Raw genomic sequence first — 18,159 nt, forward strand, 5'->3', positions numbered from 1 at the left:
CCTCCCAGATTATAGAGTCCTAATAACTTTCCAAGTGAATTGGGACCGCGTCAGTCGGTCAGCGGCCGCCTCGGCTTTCCGTTAGGACCAGCCTATTATGAAATCACTATTGCACTATCGATTTGTGTAAATACATTATCTTTGATCGAGTTACCATCCATAGCAGTAACTACTGTGCGATTAGGAACGCTAACGATAAACGCCAAATCCTTCATTAATATCAAGGATTCTTTACTTCCCTTAGCAGCAGCTTTGTCCACAGCAGATGAAATTTGATCTAGCTGACCGCTTCCAAGCTCTATCCCTCTTTGTTCTAGGCGCTTAGCAGCATGATTGCTGAATTTTAATAGTTTCTGTTGCAGTAAACTCTCAAAAGAAGCTTCCCCCGCCACAGACTGCTTAGGCAGCGAAGATCGTTGTAACGTTGTAGAATGCAGGGACGCAGGATACAGTTGGCCTATAGTAAGCCTGTCACTCATATGCTCGCCCCGCTTCCTCCGCTATTCTCCGGAGTATTACTATCTGTACCAGAACCGCTTTCTGGTGTTGCTGCGGCATTCTGAATTTGTGTAATATCGGTTAAAGCAATTCTGTCTTTTCCCACAACCGCATATTGAATACCATTGCTAACAACGATAGATTCAACATTACCTGTCTTAGGCAGCTTTGTGGCGGTGTCTGTCCAAGTAATATCTTTACCAATCAACCCGGATACAGATCCAAGGGACTGATTCATAGCATTAAGCTGAGTAGAGATATTCATCAATTGCTCCACGGATGTAAACTGGGCCATTTGCGCAATAAATTCTTTATCTTCCATCGGTTGCATCGGATCTTGATTTTGCAGCTGAGTAATCAAAATCTTCAAAAACTGATCCTTACCTAAAGTAGAATTACCCGTTGTGCGTGCACTAGAGTCGGGAGTTGTATAATTCCACTGATCTTTAGTAGAGACCGGAACTGTTGTCGCCATAACCACTCACCTCTCTTTCCTTTGTTATTAAAGTTAAGCCTTAGCAGAAAAAGATCCACCTTGGGACTGATCTTCTTGTCCCGCGTTTGAAACCCAGTCCTTCCATTCACCATTCAGCTCTGCGGCTAGAACAGCATCACTGGCTTCCTCTCTGCTTTCTTTGGAACGTCTACCCTGCTGTCCACTTCCGGAATTAGGTTGGCGTCCTTCCTGCCCCCATTGCGAATTGAGTGGGGTATTATTTTGCGTAACTTCCAGCTTCTCCACTTGAAGACCTTGAGATTGCAATGCAGCGCGAAGCTGGTTCATTTGTTGTTCCAGCATATCTTTAGCGCCGGTATGTTCAGTCATGAACTGGGCAACTAAATGACCATTTTGCATGGTGATCTTAACATCAACTTGTCCGAGATTTTCTGGAAAAAGGGATATAGTCGCTTCAGCGATCCCACCTTTTTGCACAATCTCTAATTTGCCTGTAATGAAACCTGTCATTTCTTGAGCAAATTGCTGAACCGGAACAGGCGCTGCTGGCACTTCAGCCTTCAGCGGTGCTGTAATTCCTCCGCGCAGAGATAACTGCCCCGCAGTAACAACCTCATGATCCCCTTCGTTAGCTGTAATTCCTAGCGGGGAATCTTGAGCAGATTCTGTTGTCTTCGTTTCCCCGGTTACGCCTGTCTTGATTAACGGTGTGTTCGCAGTCTCTGCTTCAGCTTCTTGCACAGTTCCTGATGTCACAGGCGAGCTTACAACCGTATCATTTTTCACTACAACAGCTTCTCCGGAACGACTGCTCACATTCTGAATTGTTTTATCCGTTTGGTTATTTTTGCTTTCAGTAATAACGGGCTGTTGTAAGGAAGAATCAGAATTAATACTCACATTGCTGGTCTTTCCCTTCCCCTTATTAGTGTTAGAGGAGGACTCTTCTAAAAGCGCTGTGAAATTATTCAATAAACTGATTCCCTTAGTTGCAACTTCCTCATTGCCACTTACTGCAGCTTCTTGAATCATAGAAACTAAACTTTGCAAGTCATCTTGAACTGCAAATCTTAATGTATCAGCATTCTGTGCCAATAGTGACAAGCTTCCAGCCACTTCTGCTTCCGTTGTAGTAGTACCATTCTCTGCAGCATGGCTTCCAGATAGAAGTGCAGATACCTGAAGAATCCAAGCTTGCAAGGCTACCAACAGAGCTGGATCACTACTGATACTTTCATCCAGTTTCTCAACATCAGCAGCAAGTTTTTCAAGGAGCTCACCCTTCTGAGCGTCTTGCCCTGCTTGCTCTTCTCCAGTCGGCTGCACTTCCTTTAACAGGCCTTGCAGCAAAGAAGCTAGATTTCCCAATAGGGGTTCAGCTGGAGTCGACGGGGTGTTGGCATTGCCTCCCATGGTTTGTACCAGGGTTTGAGCAAATGGTGCACTCGTCGTTGTTGTGCCCGTTGTAGTCGATGAACTCCCATTTACTGCAGTTGCGTTTGCACTCACAAGCGATTGAACGACTAAACTCATTTATTTTTCACCTCCTTTCCCTATCTATTTAGCACCCATCAGACGATTAACAATTTTCGCAGTTTGCGCGCTATCATTTTTAGTCATTTCTCCCAAAATAGATGAACGAACACTATCACTTACGGTATTCATAATCGTCACGACCTTATCAGGGCTAATCTTGTACATTTCTCCTAGTAACGATGCTGCATTAGCAGGAGTCATTGAGCTGAAGGTCTGATTCAACTTTTCCTTATCCAAATTCTTACTGGTTGTTGCTGTTGCTGTTGTGCCGGCATCTTTCTTCAATCTAGATTGAAGGGCTGCGATCGCCATGTCACTCGAAGATGTGGTTTCTTTTAACTTAATCGTTACATCTGCAGCCTTTTGCGGATCCATTTTTTCCAAAATCGCAGTTTTACTCGCTTTATTCATGACACTGAAGATCTGTACCATTTCTTCTGTAGTTAAATTCTCCATGATCGGTGCAGCCTTCGAAGCTTTCATGCCCGCATACAGCTTAGCCAAATCAGAAACCTGTTTCTGATAAGGATCTTCAGTTTCTTCTGTGCTTGCCTCTGCGGTTTCAGCTTCCTTCTTCATACCCTCAATCTGTGACTCTAGCGCCTGAACCTTGGTATCCTGGGCTGTTTTTTCATCTGTAACCTTCTTCAGGTTTTCTTCCTGCTGGGCGAGCTGAGCTTTAAGCTCCTTAATCGTTGTCGCTGAGCTCACTTCCTGCTTTTTGCTTTCTTCCTTCGGTTTAGAAGGATCTGCAGGCGGATCAGGAACCCATTTTTCCAGGATAGGAATTTTATTCGCAACTTCAAGCACATTATTACGAATGTCCATATTAAAAAGCGTCAACAGTACTCCAAGCAGTACTAGCGTGAAGATAATCGGTATCATTAAGAATAAGAACCGCTCAAATTTCCCCGCTGACCCTTCATTTTCAAGTTCCATATCATTATCAATATTAGCCACTAGCGGAAACCTCCCGGGTTAGAGGGATTTCATCGCGAAGCGGACGGTTGCCATCTCATCCAGTTCGTTTTGTTCCCGTAAAATCATACTTTGCTGAAACAGTGTCTCAGCCTTGTCTTTTGCCTTCAACCATACTTTTTCATCTAAAACCTTAGTGCTTAACTGATCTTGTTTCTTCTGGACTTCTTGATGTGCACGGCTAATGTCCGTATGCTTACGGGCAATGCATTTATCCAGATATTCCACATACTCCTGCATTTCACGAATCTTAATCATAGGTGTCTTTTGCTCTGCGGCATTTTGTAAGGATAGCATGATAGCACTCCGCTGAAAGATGAGTTCATCCAGGCTTCTTTCCTGTGCCTGCAATTCTCCAAGCGCGCTTGAGAGCATCCATTCTGCCTGTGTCTTCTCATTGCCCTTCAAGTCAACGACTTTTTGAAAAGTATAATGAAACCTCATAATACCGAATCAACTCCTTGAGAACTGTGAAATTAAAGACTGTTGAACTTCAGCCAGCGTAACTTTTTCATTCACCTTTTGTTTGGTGAAATCCCATATACTGTCGATAAACTCCATCGACTCGTCGATTTGAGCATTAGAGCCTCTCTGATAAGCTCCAATATTAATCAAATCCTCTGAATCCTTGTAAACGGCCATAAGGCGCTTCACATTCTCCGCTGCTGCAATCTGTTCTTCTGGAGCAATATCCTTCATTACTCGACTTATGCTGGAAAGAACATCTATTGCTGGAAAATGTCCTTTGTTAGCAATATTTCGATTGAGTACGATATGTCCGTCAAGTATCCCTCGGACTGCATCTGCGATTGGCTCGTTCATGTCATCACCATCAACCAGTACCGTGTAAAAGGCTGTTATAGAGCCTGTAGGACCTGTACCGGCACGTTCCAGCAGTTTGGGTAAGCTGGCAAACACCGAAGGTGTATATCCCCGCATGGCTGGCGGCTCTCCAACTGCAAGTCCAACTTCACGTTGGGCCATGGCATAACGGGTGACCGAATCCATCATCAGCATTACATTAAGGCCACGATCGCGGAAATACTCGGCAATCGTTGTAGCGATAAGCGCACCTTTTATGCGAATCAATGCAGGTTGGTCTGAGGTAGCAACAATTACTACGGATCGCTGCAAGCCCTCTGGTCCCAAATCCCGTTCAATGAAATCCAATACTTCTCTGCCACGCTCACCAATCAGAGCAATAACATTTACGTCAGCCGATGTATTCCGGGCAATCATCCCCATCAAAGTACTCTTGCCGACCCCCGAGCCAGCAAAAATACCGACCCGCTGTCCCTTGCCAATCGTTAGCAAACCGTCAATCGCTCTCACACCAATACTGATGGGTTCCTGCACCCGCGGTCTATTAAGTGGATTGGAAGGAATATTAAAGGTAGAGCTATGTGGCATTCGTGCTGGAATGAGAGAGCCATCAAGCGGCTGCCCCAGACCATCCAGTACTTTTCCTAACAATTCAGAACCTACTTGCACGCTAAGCGGCTTACCAGTGCCCACTACATCACAACCAGGTCCAATCGCCTGCAGTTCACCAAGTGGCATCAATAGTACCTTGTTATCACGGAAACCAACGACCTCAGCTTGCAGCGGTTTGTTTCCTTTAGAAGGGTAGATGTAGCATACATCACCTATACTTGCGTCAGGACCTTCCGATTCAACCATTAGACCGATTACCTGCGTCACTTTCCCATTGATCCTCACCGGATCGAGATTACGAAGTTGCTCCTTATAACGGTTGCTATTAAGCATCGTCTTCCCCATTTCTCTGCTCATCGGTGTCCAGCGCAATTCTTACCAGCTCTTTCTTGATCTCTGCGAGCTGAGTGTCGATTCGAGCATCAATGCTGCCAAAGGAAGAGCGGATAACACATCCTTGGTCTTTTACCGTTGAGTCGGGCAAGATTTGCAGTTCAGCCTGTGAATCAACAGCTAGTGATAATTCTTCCCGAGCAGCATTCACAAAAGCGAACTGCGCTGGGGATACACAAAGTGAGATCAAACCCTGTTCTCGCTTACGAGCCAGATTTTTGCGAATTAAGTCCATTGCGAATTGTGGTTCTACCGTTAACTGCTTGTCCACAATTTTCTCTGCAATATCACAGCTTAACTCTACTAAAAAAGGCTCTGCTTCCTGAATAATCACTTCTCTTGCTTTATACGCCTCAGTCAAAACAGCACGCGCTTCTTCCATCATCTCTGCGATCTTATGCTTCATCTCTTCCTCAGCCTGAGAAACACCTTCCTCATAACCTTGCTGATGAGCTTCAGCTTTGATAGCTTCGATCAGATGTTCATCCTGCTCACGCCGTTGTTTCCACCACTCTTCAGCCTCCGCTTTCGAGGACTCTACAATCTGTTCCGCTTCAAGAGATGCATTCCGAACCTGCTCTTCAGCAAAATCCTGAGCGTCCTTAAGCATTTGCTTACGCGTCTCTTCTGCCTCTTCACGTGCGGGATCATGATAGTCAGTCTCGCTTAAAGTCTCCTCGGGAACGGGCTCCTCAGTTAGGCCCGCATATTGCCGGGCCTGTTCCAGTCTCTTAAAGACATCAACCGGAACATACTGGGAGTGTTTGATCAGCTTAGACAATGATGTCATCTCCTCCGCCACGAGCGATGATAATTTCACCAGACTCTTCGAGTCTGCGGATCGTGCCTACAATACGAGTCTGTGCTTCTTCAACATCACGCAGCCGCACAGGACCCATGTATTCCATTTCTTCTCGGAACGTTTCTGCCATACGCTTGGACATATTTCTGAAAATAACATCCCGTACTTCTTCGCTGGCAACCTTGAGTGCAAGCTGTAAATCCGCATTATCGATATCACGAACAATGCGCTGTATTGAACGATTATCCACATTAACAATATCTTCGAATACGAACATCCGTTTTTTGATCTCTTCGGCAAGCTCTGGATCTTGAATTTCGAGAGAATCCAGAATCGTACGTTCTGTCCCCCGGTCAACCCCATTCAAGATTTGTACAATTGATTCGATACCACCGGCATTTGTATAATCCTGGGTTACTGTAGCGGAAAGCTTCTGCTCCAGCACACGTTCAATTTGCGTAATTACCTCTGGAGAGGTACTGTCCATCACAGCAATTCTTCTAGCCACCTCTGCCTGCTTCTCTTGAGGAAGCGAGGAAAGGATTGCAGCAGCTTGTTCAAATTGCAGATAAGACAATACAAGTGCAATAGTCTGTACATTTTCATTCTGAATAAAGTTGAGAATCTGATTAGGATCCGCTTTTCGTGCAAAATCGAAAGGTCTTACTTGCAATGTTGCAGTCAGACGATTAATGACCTCCATTGCTTTTGTTGATCCAAGCGCTTTCTCCAGAATTTCTTTAGCGTAGTTAATACCGCCTTGTGATATATATTCCTGGGCGAGGCATATCTGATGGAATTCAGACATGATCGACTCTTTTTCACCGCTGTCCACTTTGCGAACATTAGCAATTTCAAGAGTCAGCTGTTCAATCTCCTCGTCTCTTAAATGTTTGAAAATTTGCGCCGATACCTCGGGCCCTAGTGTGATAAGCAGGATCGCAGCTTTTTGACGGCCACTAAGTCCCTGCTGGCTAGCCTTTGCCATTAGTTCACCTCTGTTCGTCTGCAAGCCATGTACGCAGCAGATTTACGAATTCGTCTGGCTTCTTCTTGGCCAAACTTTCCAATTGCTTACGAACTTGACTTTCATTCGTCACGCTCTCCAAGTTAATAGAAGGAAATTCAGTAGGAACCTGCAATGGAATGTCTTCATCTTCCTCTTCCACAGTCTGTTTACGACTCCGGTAGATTAGATATCCTCCACCTGCTCCAACCAGCAATGCTGCTGCTCCGATAGCCCATATCATCCAAGAAGCAAGACCACCTTTAACGGTGTTGGCATCGGTGCCACCAAATTGTTGCGAGTAGACCGAAACCTTTTTGGTCAAATCAGCGTCTGTATATGTAGTACCTGAATCTGCAAGAGAAGCGCGAACAATATTCACCAAAATATTTTGAATTGCAGCTGATGTTGCATCATCTAAACTTTTTTCTCCTGAAGGTGGTTCAACTGCAACATTTATGGTTAAGTCTTTAACAGTATACGGACTAGCAATAACATCTTTAGTAATTCGGTTAACTTCGAAGTTCCTCGTTTCCGAAGATTCCTCCGAGGTAGAAGTATCCGCACCCGCATTAGAAGGATAGCCCGTAACATCTTGAGAACCAGTGCCAGCCACTCCGCCAGTCGTGTTACCTTGACCCGAATACGAATTACTAATTATTTGTGAACTGATCTCAATCCCCCTCATGTTCTCTGTATCCACAGGGGTAACAAGATCTTCCTTCCGGTTTTCCTTGTCAAAGTTCAACTTTGAGAACACAAGAACATCCACTTTATCAGGACCGGTAAGAGTGCTAAGGAATTGTTTCACATTTTTCTTTACTTCTTCTTCGAATTTCTTCTGAAGAGCGAAGTTTTCTTCAACTTGGTTTGTGACACCAGCCTGTCCACCTTTAGCTGTTGGCATTAATTCAATTTCATTATTTGCAATGGTAATGTTGTCAATTGGTAAATTAGGCACAGCAGTTTTCACAAGATTGAAATACCCGTCAATATTGTCTTGGGTAGGTCTAAATCCTGGATCAAATGAAAGCACAACGGATGCAGATGCCTGCTCCTGATCAGCCTGCGAGGCAAAAACTGTCTCTTTAGGCAAATTAATCAGCACTTTTGCATCTTTAATCCCTTGCATACGTCTCATTAACTGTTCAACTTCACCGTTTAATGCATTATTGTACTTCACGTTAAACTCGCTATCTGTTGTACCTATCATTGACGAATTTTCGTCAAAGACTTTATATCCGATAGAGCCACCTTGAACAATCCCCTGAGAACCGATATCCACCTTGACCCGAGCTGCTTCTGTACTAGGTACAGAAATACTCTTTCCATCTTGACTTAATCGGTATGAAACACCTGCTGAATCTAAGGCCTTCATTACTCCAGCCGAATCCGTACTGTCCAAATCTTGAAATGCTACTTCATATTCTGTTTTTGAAAGCTGCATGGTCATAACTACGATTATTATTAGAATGATAAACAATGTTGAAAAGAATAAAATCTTCTGTTTACCACTAAATCTGTTCCAATACAAGAGAACCTTCTCCCGATATTGGGCAAATCTTTCATTCACAGTGTCACCCCATCCGAAACTAAGCTAGGATTTATTATATTTGAGTTCTCATAATTTCTTGATAGGCTTCAATCACTTTGTTCCGGACTTGTGTAGTCAACTGTAAACTCAGTAGAGCCTGTTGGGAAGAAATCATCACTTCGTCAATGTTCACTTCTCCCAATACAAATTTATTACTCATATCCTTAGCTTGTTGTTCCTGATCAGCCACTTTATTGAGCGCATCCTCAAGATAAGAGCCAAAGCTCTCCATCGAATTAGCAGGAGTGGATGAAACTTCGGAAGATGTCGGTTTCATTGCAAGCTGCTGTACAGCCTGAACCCCATTAGATATATTCTGTATCAACTGTTTCCCCCCCTTAAGTTAATTAACATTCATTTATCTACCAATTTCGAGTGCCTTGCTTACCATAGCTTTGGATGCATTAAGCATCGTAACATTGGCATCATAAGAGCGAGATGCAGATAACATATCAACCATTTCTTTGGTAATGTCTACGTTTGGCATATAGACATATCCGTCAGCATCCGCATCGGGATGGCTCGGATTGTACACCGGCTTCAATGGTGAAGAGTCTTCTATGATCGACTGCACCTTAACCCCTTCATTGCTATTGTTCATTTTCGAATTTAGTATATTCGAGAATTTATTACTTTCGTTCGTTTCCAAAACAACCAACTTACGTCGGTAAGGAACAGCCTTGCCATCCACCACGGATGCTCTTGTAGTTTCAGCATTGGCTACGTTGGAAGAAATTACATCCATCCGCAACCGTTGAGCCGTTAATGCAGATGCGCTGATCCCAAAACTACTACCAAAGTTCATACTCTCTTATCCTCCTTGAATTACGGCTCGCATCATCGAAATCTGACTGTTAATCTGTTCAACATAAGAACTATACCTAAGCTGGTTCTCTGCGCTTAACGCCATTTCGCGATCTACATCCACATTGTTGTCGTTATTGTTCATAGAGGTAGTTTCATCAGTATTTTCAACAGCAGCGGGAACAATTGTGTTGCTGCCAAATTGATAATGCCGGGTATCCGAAACTTTCGCTCTAAGTGTAGATTGGATTCCACTTTCCTGTTGTTGCAGGATACTTTCGAATGAAACATCAGAACGTTTGAAATTGGGCGTATCTTGATTAGCCACATTATTTGCTAGAGCATTTTGTCGTTTATAGGCAGCATCAATGCCTCCCTGCAATCGTTGAAAACTGACACTATTCAGCAATCCCAAGACAATTCCTCCTTTCAAAGCTATCATAATGAAAAGAATTCCACAACTTCCATCAAAAAACCTGCTTGCTTTCGACAAATAAAGAAAAAAATACTCTAAATTTACGGTATTCCGTCGAACGCTGTCGCAATGAATAACACTTAGCATTTTCACATACATTGATTTTCATTTAATTTGTATATTATTACAATAAGAAATAAGCCCTATCTTTTTAGAAAAGACAGGGCTTTTAGCACTTTATTACTATTTATTTACATTTTCAACTCATTTTTTTCTTTTTAATTGCATGTTTTGACATAATTTTACGTTTTCACGACACCAATTTGTAATTTATCTAATCCGTTATGCCCAAATTCAAAATACATAGATTTTTTGTTTTTTTGTCGCTTTAAAGAATATACTGACTTAAATCACGATCCTGAGCTATACTTGCCAATTTCTCGCGCACATACTCCGGGGTAATAACCATTTTTTCTAAAGTCAGCTCAGGCGCTTCAAAAGAAAGATCCTCTAACAGCTTCTCCAAAATAGTATGAAGACGCCGTGCACCTATATTCTCCATATTTTGATTCACTGAAGCCGCTATTTTGGCGATCTCATGTATAGCATCCTTCTGGAATTCCACTTCTAAATTTTCTGTTTTAAGCAGATTCACATATTGTTTAGTTAAAGCATTCTCTGGTTCCGTCAAAATAGAAACGAAATCCTCTAACGTTAGACTACTCAGCTCTACGCGAATCGGAAAACGACCTTGAAGTTCAGGAATCAAATCTGAAGGCTTAGCAATATGGAAAGCTCCGGCAGCCATAAAGAGTACATAGTCTGTCTTCACAGGACCGTATTTCGTCATAATGGTCGAGCCCTCTACAATCGGCAAAATATCCCGTTGCACGCCTTCACGCGACACATCCGGTCCAGACCCTTTTCCCTGACTCGCTACTTTATCGATTTCATCAATAAAAATAATGCCTGATTGTTCAGCCCGAGTCACGGATTCCTGGATCACATCATCCATATCTATCAGCTTGGCCGCCTCATCCTGAATGAGTACCTTGCGCGCTTCCCGAATAGGAAGCTTACGTTTCTTCGTCCGCTTAGGCAGTAAACTGCCGAACATCTCTTGCATATTCATACCCATCTGGTCGTTTCCTTGACCTGCAAACATATCCAGCATAGTTGGCGCTGTATCCTCAACATCAATTTCAATGATGTCATCTTCCAGCTGACCAGCTAACAGCTTAAATCTAACCCCACGGCGGCGTTCACTTAGGCTTCCATCCTGCTCAGTGTCTTCTTTAGAGTCCTCTTGGGCAGAATTCCCTCCAAAAATCATCTCGAAAGGATTCTTTTGTGATTTATTTTTGGAAGAGGAAGGGACCAATATAGAAACGATCCGCTCATTAGCCAGTTCTTCCGCACGATCCTTAACCTTCTCCGTACGCTCAAGCTTGACCATACGAATAGAAGTCTCTACCAAATCACGAACCATAGATTCCACATCTCGACCTACATAACCGACCTCAGTGAATTTAGTGGCCTCCACTTTGATGAACGGTGCATTAACAAGCTTTGCTAGACGCCGGGCGATCTCTGTCTTACCCACACCTGTAGGTCCGATCATCAAGATGTTCTTAGGAACGACTTCATCACGCAGTTCCTCTGCTAGCAGACTGCGCCGATACCGATTACGGAGCGCAACAGCTACCGATTTCTTGGCTTGCTTCTGACCTACGATATATTTATCCAATTCGGCTACAATTTGACGGGGTGTAAGCGATTGATTCACCATCGTGAATTCCTCCTTGTCTCTATGGCACTGAGTCTATAATTGTTCAACAATAATGTTGGAATTAGTGTACACACAAATTTCAGATGCTACCTGAAGCGATTCTCTAGCAATATCCGCAGCGGAAAGATTGGGTGCATGACGTTTGAGTGCTCGACCTGAAGCCAGCGCAAAGTTACCCCCGGAACCAATCGCAAGAACGTCATCATCCGGTTCGATAATTTCACCATTTCCGGAGATCAGGAGCATTCCTTCCTTATCCATAACAATCATCAAAGCTTCAAGCTTCCGAAGAATACGATCTTGACGCCAGTCCTTCGCTAATTCAACTGCAGCCCGCTGCAGGTTCCCATGATGCTCCTCCAGCTTGCCCTCGAATTTTTCGAATAGGGTTATAGCATCCGCAACGGACCCCGCAAAGCCTGCTATTACTTGTCCTCTGTACAGGCGACGGACTTTTCTGGCCGTCGTCTTCATAATAACACTCTCTCCGAATGTAACCTGTCCATCACCTGCTATAGCTGCCTGTCCGTTATGTCTTACAGCACAAATTGTAGTCGCATGAAAGCTGGGTACCATGATTGTAAGTTACCTCCTTAAGATGGGCTTTGTTCGCTATCGACAACCTCCGGCTCCGAATAAGCGAGTCCTGTACGGTTGGCATACTCGGCAAGACTGTCCAGAGCGCGATGAGCTAACATTTCATTCTTTTCCTTCTTATTGCGGATCTTCTTCTCTACCTTCGGCAACAGACCGAAATTGGCATTCATAGGCTGAAAATGCTCTGGATCGGCAGAAGTAATATAAGCTGGCATGCTGCCTAGAACAGTATCCTGCGGGAAGATCAGTCCTTCCTGACCGAGTGCTGCCCGTGCAGCATTAATACCAGCTATGAGCCCGGAAGCAGCTGATTCAACATAACCTTCTACACCTGTCATCTGTCCAGCAAAAAAGAGTCTTTCCTTGCCTTTCATCTGATAGGTAGGGTGCAGAAGTTTAGGAGAATTAATAAATGTATTTCTGTGCATCACACCATAACGAACATATTCAGCATTCTCAAGACCTGGGATCAGCGAGAATACACGCTTTTGCTCGCCCCATTTCAAATGGGTCTGAAAACCAACAAGATTGTAAAGTGTGCCGGCAGCGTTATCCTGACGGAGTTGCACAACCGCGTAAGGAAGTTTACCTGTATGCGGATTGATAAGTCCTACTGGCTTCATTGGGCCAAATAACGCTGTTTGCTTGCCGCGTTTCATCATGATTTCGATAGGCATACAGCCCTCAAAGTATATTTCTTTCTCAAAATCCTTGAGTGCTGCTGTCTCAGCAGAAATCAACGCATCATAAAACACGTCGAACTCCTCTTCTGTCATCGGACAGTTCAGATAAGCCGCTTCACCTTTATCATAACGGGAAGCCAAATACACCTTGTTCATATCAATGGTGTCTTTCTCAACAATCGGTGCTGCTGCATCATAGAAGTAGAAATACTCTTCACCCAGCAGCCCTTTTATTTCAGCAGATAATGCCGGTGAAGTTAGTGGGCCCGTTGCAATAACAACAATCCCTTCCTCCGGTATATGCGTAAGTTCTTCATTTATGACTTCCACGAGCGGATGATTATGCAAAGTATGGGTGATCTCACCTGAGAATCCGTCCCGATCTACGGCAAGTGCTCCTCCTGCGGGTACCGCGTGTCGGTCAGCAGCACCTAATACAAGAGAGTTCAAACGTCGCATTTCTTCCTTCAATACACCTACAGCATTTCCTAATCCATTCGCACGCAAGGAGTTACTGCATACCAGTTCAGCAAATTGATTCGTGTGATGGGCTGGCGTCTTTACTACAGGTCTCATCTCATATAATCTTACCGGAACTCCTAGTGATGCTATTTGCCAAGCGGCTTCGCTTCCTGCGAGACCCGCTCCAATTACTGTTACTTTTGCTGTATCTGACACTGTCTTTTTTCCTCCCATAGAGACTATTAATCTGCTAATTCTTCTTCGTTGTCTAGAACCGCCTCTGTATGATCACAAGATGTACATTGTAGCTTGGTTCCTTGCTTATTACGTTTCTCAATCATCCAAGATCCACATGATGGACATGGTTTTATAGAAGGTCTATCCCATGAAACGAAATCACAACCAGGGTACTGATCGCAGCCATAGAAAACACGCCCTTTTTTGCTGCGTCGCTCCACAACCTTACCTTCATGACATTTAGGGCAAGTTACGCCAATATCCTTGATAATCGGTTTCGTGTTTCGGCAATCCGGAAAGCCAGAGCATGCTAGGAATTTCCCAAAGCGACCCAGCTTATACACGAGAGGTTTACCGCATTTCTCACAGATCTCATCAGAGACTTCATCTTCAATCTCAATTTCTTTCATCTCTTCTTCCGCGAATACCAAACGCTTCTCAAACGATTCGTAAAACTCTGCAAGAACCTTTACCCAGTCTTCTGAGCCCTCTTCCACATGGTCAAGATCCCCTTCCATGTTCGCGGTGAATTCAACGTTTAGGATTTCCGGAAAAAATTGCTCCATCTGCTCTATAACAAGCTCGCCAAGTTCGGTTGGCATGAATTTTTTCTCTTCAATAGCCACATAACCACGCTTCTGGATGGTTTCCAGCGTTGGGGCATATGTACTTGGACGGCCTATACCCAGCTCCTCAAGCGTCTTTACAAGTCTTGCTTCCGTATATCGTGGAGGTGGTTGTGTAAAGTGCTGTTTAGGCTCGATCTCCTGCTTATTTAAAGCATCTCCCGCTTGAAGCGGCGGCAAATACTTGTCTTCATCTGTAGTTCCGTCATCGTTGCCTTCTACGTAAACCTTCATGAACCCGGGGAATGAAACCTTCGAACCAACAGCTCTGAATGTAGCAGTACCTGCAGCAATATCGACCGAAAGCGTATCCAGCAGGGCAGAAGACATCTGACTTGATACGAATCGCTCCCACACTAGCTTGTAGAGACGGAATTGATCACGGCTCAAGAACTCTTTGACCATTTCTGGTTCGCGTAATGCCGAGGTAGGACGAATCGCTTCATGCGCTTCCTGTGCTCCAGCTGCCTTTTTAGAATACTGCCGTGGGGATTCTGGCAAGAACTTCTCACCATACTTAGCTGTTATAAGCTCTTTAGCTTCATCCTGAGCGGTGACAGAGAGACGCGTGGAGTCAGTACGCATATAAGTGATCAAACCTACGGTACCTTCTTTACCGAGTTCCACACCTTCGTATAGCTGCTGTGCAACAGACATTGTCTTAGCGGCACGGAATCCAAGCTTACGGGCTGCTTCCTGTTGTAGGGAGCTGGTGGTAAAAGGAGCCGAAGGATGACGTTGTCTTTCCTTCTCCTTCACATCACTCACCTTAAAAGATGCGTTCTTAATGGCTTCAAGAACTTCCTGAACATCACTTTCCTGGTTCAGTTCTTTTTTCACACCATTCAGCTTATGAAACTTAGCTTCAAAGACGGAATCCCGGATTCCAAGCTTCGCTGTTATGCTCCAATATTCGGTGGGTACAAAAGCGAAGATTTCATTCTCACGATCCATAATGATCTTCACGGCAACGGATTGTACACGTCCAGCAGATAAACCTTTTTTGACTTTCTTCCATAATAGAGGGCTAATCTTGTACCCTACCAGTCGATCCAAAATACGTCTAGCCTGCTGTGCATTCACGAGATCCATATTAATCTTACGCGGTGTCTTAAAAGCATCTTTTACCGCTTGTTTGGTGATCTCATTAAAAACAACTCTGCATTCTTGTGTATTATCTAAATCCAGCGCATGCGCCAAATGCCAAGCAATTGCTTCCCCTTCGCGGTCGGGGTCAGCTGCGAGATAAACTTTTTTAACTTTTTTACTAGCGTCTTTCAATTCCTTCAATATAGATCCCTTACCGCGGATAGTAATATATTTGGGACTGAAATCATTCTCCACCTCAACACCAATTTGACTCTTCGGTAGATCTCTAATGTGTCCCATTGATGCCTTTACAATATATTTACTACCTAGATATTTGCCAATTGTCTTCGCTTTTGCAGGCGACTCGACAATAACTAATGCATCTGCCATAGACTCTTCCTCCTCGTTAACACTCGCACCTCTATATTAAATTACCTTATAAATAGCTCCTGGTAATTGTGTTACCGCTTTTTTTATGATTAAAGATAACAGAACTGAATGCAAATGTCCAAAATCCCATCCTGTTCTTACAAGCAGATCGTCCAATATAAAAGGGCCTTGATGCAGTATATGGTATAGGTGAGACTCCTCATTTGTCAATTTCTTTTCAATCATAAAGTCGTCTGCTGTCTGTTCGGTAGTGCTATTATTCCCTGTTTTTATTACGTTTGTCGGCAAATAAGAAGTATATTCTTCTATAATATCTAATCCACTGGTTACCAGCTTTGCCCCCTGCTTGATAAGCTCTAACGCCCCTCTGCTCTTAGGTGATGTAATAGGTCCGGGAACTGCGAAGACATCCCTCCCAGCTTCCAAGGCAGCATCGGCTGTAATAAGTGATCCACTGCGACTGTCAGCCTCCACGACCACTGTCCCCCGTGATAAACCTGCTATGATCCGATTACGCTGTGGAAATAATCCAGGATGACTTTTAGTTCCAAGAGGATACTCTGTAATGACAAGCCCTTCCTGAGAAATACGCCGCTCCAGTTCAATATTCTCAGTTGGATAGACTTTGTCCAACCCTGTTGCCACTACCGCTATGGTCCCTCCACCGCTTCTTAGCGCCGCTTCATGACAAATGCTATCGATCCCCCTCGCAAGTCCGCTAACCACCGTTAGACCTGCTGCACTAAGCTCCTCCGCGAGAATCTCCCCTACCTTTCGTCCATATGCTGTTGGCACACGGGTGCCAACCATCGCCACACTAGGAGTTGATAACAGTTCCAAACGACCTCGATAATAAAGGATCCACGGTGGCTGTGCCGTCTCCTTCAACAAAACAGGATAAGCCGCATCAAACACAGTGACCATCTTCACTGCACATTCTTCCATTAATAAGCGCCTTTTGGCGATCCATTCTAATGTATATATGGAAGCAAGATAATTCGACAGCTTTCCGTTCAATCCGATCGTTTCCCAATCTTTTGCACTACAGGAAAATGCTCGTTCTGACATTAAGCCGGCTCTGCGAATCTTGTCGATACTCTTCCAGCCAATCCCCTCCACTTCATTAAAACCAAACAGCAGATCTTTTTCTTCCATATAAGCTTACTCTCCTTTAATGGAAGGGTTAGCCTTCCCTATTTTGTAACATGAATTAGAGGAATGCAATATTTTCTTTTAATTCAATATTTTTCTATGTTAAAAAACAAAAAAGCAACCTTTTATCCCTTGGATAGGAACAAAAGGTTGCTTACCTCTGAAATAATTATACACGAAAGAAGCCCACTCGCGTAGAGTGAATTCCTTCAATTAAATAAAATAATTAATGCGTTGTAAAAGCGCTAAGAATACCGCGTTCTTCGAGCACACTTACTAGCGTTGAGCCCATTTCGGCAGGTGTAGGAGCAACCTTGATTCCGCACGATTCAAGTACGGCAATTTTCTCACTCGCTGTGCCCTTGCCTCCGGAAATAATAGCACCCGCATGCCCCATACGTTTGCCAGGAGGGGCAGTAGCACCGCCAATAAACCCTACAACAGGCTTAGTCATATGCTCACGAATCCACTCTGCTGCTTCTTCCTCTGCGGTTCCGCCAATTTCACCAATCATAATGACTGCCTTTGTACCCGGATCCTCATTAAAAAGCTTCAGAATATCAATAAACTCTGAGCCTTTAACAGGGTCTCCGCCAATACCTACAGCTGAAGATTGCCCGATTCCACGCGTGGTCAGCTGATGAACAGCCTCATAGGTTAGAGTTCCGCTGCGCGAGACAACACCTACATACCCTGGCATATGAATATAACCCGGCATAATTCCTATTTTGCACTCACCAGGAGTGATAACTCCCGGACAGTTGGGTCCGATCAATACAGTAGAGCGCCCCTCCATATAACGGGACACTTTTACCATATCAAGCACTGGAATCCCTTCGGTAATACAAATCACCAGGTCGAGTTCTGCGTCCACGGCTTCCATTATGGAGTCTGCTGCAAATGCTGGCGGTACATAGATTACACTAGCGGTTGCGCCTGTAGCCGCCTTAGCAGCTACAACAGTATCGAATACCGGAAGGCTAACCTCACTGCCATTTTCAAGCGTGATGTTGACAGATGTTCCACCTTTACCCGGTGTTACTCCTCCAACCATCTGTGTTCCATAATCCAGCGCACCTTTAGTATGGAACAAACCCGTTGATCCTGTAATTCCCTGCGTGATAACTTTCGTATTTTTATCTACAAGAATGCTCATGCCTTAAGTCACATCCCTACTTATATTGTCAAATACGATAACTGGCTTCCTAAATCAGGCC

The 18,159-nt window shown here is 44.2% G+C and carries 18 protein-coding genes; all 18 read right to left on the minus strand.

The window, feature by feature from the left end; genetic code table 11:
- Positions 1 to 95: 95 nt before the first annotated feature.
- The 18 genes from MKY54_RS19075 to sucD all read right to left on the minus strand — a co-directional run bounded on the left by MKY54_RS19075 (position 96) and on the right by sucD (position 18,098).
- Positions 96 to 479 (minus strand): TIGR02530 family flagellar biosynthesis protein, encoded by a 384-nt coding sequence (locus MKY54_RS19075; RefSeq protein ID WP_036688541.1) that lies wholly within the window; start codon positions 477 to 479, stop codon positions 96 to 98.
- Entirely contained in the window at positions 476 to 973 is a 498-nt protein-coding gene (locus MKY54_RS19080; protein WP_036688543.1) for a flagellar hook capping FlgD N-terminal domain-containing protein, read from the minus strand. The genes MKY54_RS19075 and MKY54_RS19080 overlap by 4 nt, the downstream gene beginning before the upstream one ends.
- A 33-nt stretch (positions 974 to 1,006) precedes the next feature.
- Positions 1,007 to 2,488, minus strand: coding sequence for a flagellar hook-length control protein FliK (locus MKY54_RS19085; RefSeq protein ID WP_339187563.1), 1,482 nt, complete (start codon positions 2,486 to 2,488; stop codon positions 1,007 to 1,009).
- Between the two features lie 24 nt (positions 2,489 to 2,512).
- The gene (locus MKY54_RS19090; protein ID WP_076127908.1) at positions 2,513 to 3,430 is read right to left on the minus strand and encodes a kinesin; all 918 of its coding nucleotides are present in this window, start codon (positions 3,428 to 3,430) and stop codon (positions 2,513 to 2,515) included.
- A 39-nt stretch (positions 3,431 to 3,469) separates the two neighbouring features.
- A complete protein-coding gene (gene fliJ, locus MKY54_RS19095; protein WP_036688544.1) occupies positions 3,470 to 3,913 on the minus strand; it encodes a flagellar export protein FliJ in 444 nt (147 codons plus the stop codon).
- 9 nt (positions 3,914 to 3,922) lie between these two features.
- The gene (gene fliI / locus MKY54_RS19100) at positions 3,923 to 5,248 is read right to left on the minus strand and encodes a flagellar protein export ATPase FliI (RefSeq protein ID WP_235219563.1); all 1,326 of its coding nucleotides are present in this window, start codon (positions 5,246 to 5,248) and stop codon (positions 3,923 to 3,925) included.
- Positions 5,229 to 6,077 (minus strand): FliH/SctL family protein, encoded by an 849-nt coding sequence (locus MKY54_RS19105; RefSeq protein WP_036688548.1) that lies wholly within the window; start codon positions 6,075 to 6,077, stop codon positions 5,229 to 5,231. The genes fliI and MKY54_RS19105 overlap by 20 nt, the downstream gene beginning before the upstream one ends.
- Complete coding sequence (gene fliG / locus MKY54_RS19110) at positions 6,070 to 7,086, minus strand: flagellar motor switch protein FliG (protein ID WP_036688550.1); 1,017 nt, start codon at positions 7,084 to 7,086, stop codon at positions 6,070 to 6,072. The genes MKY54_RS19105 and fliG overlap by 8 nt, the downstream gene beginning before the upstream one ends.
- A 4-nt stretch (positions 7,087 to 7,090) precedes the next feature.
- Positions 7,091 to 8,677, minus strand: a complete 1,587-nt coding sequence (gene fliF, locus MKY54_RS19115) for a flagellar basal-body MS-ring/collar protein FliF (RefSeq protein WP_076182681.1) — start codon at positions 8,675 to 8,677, stop codon at positions 7,091 to 7,093.
- Between the two features lie 34 nt (positions 8,678 to 8,711).
- Positions 8,712 to 9,023, minus strand: coding sequence for a flagellar hook-basal body complex protein FliE (gene fliE, locus MKY54_RS19120; protein WP_036688553.1), 312 nt, complete (start codon positions 9,021 to 9,023; stop codon positions 8,712 to 8,714).
- Positions 9,024 to 9,056: 33 nt separating this feature from the next.
- Entirely contained in the window at positions 9,057 to 9,503 is a 447-nt protein-coding gene (gene flgC / locus MKY54_RS19125) for a flagellar basal body rod protein FlgC (RefSeq protein ID WP_076307721.1), read from the minus strand.
- Positions 9,504 to 9,509: 6 nt separating this feature from the next.
- The gene (flgB, locus tag MKY54_RS19130; RefSeq protein ID WP_036688558.1) at positions 9,510 to 9,917 is read right to left on the minus strand and encodes a flagellar basal body rod protein FlgB; all 408 of its coding nucleotides are present in this window, start codon (positions 9,915 to 9,917) and stop codon (positions 9,510 to 9,512) included.
- Between the two features lie 388 nt (positions 9,918 to 10,305).
- On the minus strand, positions 10,306 to 11,706 hold the full coding sequence (gene hslU, locus MKY54_RS19135; RefSeq protein ID WP_248548840.1) for an ATP-dependent protease ATPase subunit HslU: 1,401 nt from the start codon (positions 11,704 to 11,706) through the stop codon (positions 10,306 to 10,308).
- A gap of 33 nt (positions 11,707 to 11,739) precedes the next feature.
- Entirely contained in the window at positions 11,740 to 12,282 is a 543-nt protein-coding gene (gene hslV, locus MKY54_RS19140; RefSeq protein ID WP_036688562.1) for an ATP-dependent protease subunit HslV, read from the minus strand.
- 17 nt (positions 12,283 to 12,299) lie between these two features.
- Complete coding sequence (gene trmFO / locus MKY54_RS19145; protein ID WP_076100371.1) at positions 12,300 to 13,682, minus strand: FADH(2)-oxidizing methylenetetrahydrofolate--tRNA-(uracil(54)-C(5))-methyltransferase TrmFO; 1,383 nt, start codon at positions 13,680 to 13,682, stop codon at positions 12,300 to 12,302.
- Between the two features lie 8 nt (positions 13,683 to 13,690).
- A complete protein-coding gene (topA, locus tag MKY54_RS19150) occupies positions 13,691 to 15,790 on the minus strand; it encodes a type I DNA topoisomerase (RefSeq protein WP_339187566.1) in 2,100 nt (699 codons plus the stop codon).
- A gap of 36 nt (positions 15,791 to 15,826) precedes the next feature.
- On the minus strand, positions 15,827 to 16,945 hold the full coding sequence (gene dprA, locus MKY54_RS19155) for a DNA-processing protein DprA (protein ID WP_076127799.1): 1,119 nt from the start codon (positions 16,943 to 16,945) through the stop codon (positions 15,827 to 15,829).
- A 223-nt stretch (positions 16,946 to 17,168) separates the two neighbouring features.
- Positions 17,169 to 18,098 (minus strand): succinate--CoA ligase subunit alpha, encoded by a 930-nt coding sequence (gene sucD, locus MKY54_RS19160; protein WP_036688571.1) that lies wholly within the window; start codon positions 18,096 to 18,098, stop codon positions 17,169 to 17,171.
- Positions 18,099 to 18,159: the final 61 nt, after the last annotated feature.

The organism is Paenibacillus sp. FSL P2-0121, assembly GCF_037975345.1.
Lineage (GTDB): Bacteria > Bacillota > Bacilli > Paenibacillales > Paenibacillaceae > Paenibacillus_AQ > Paenibacillus_AQ odorifer.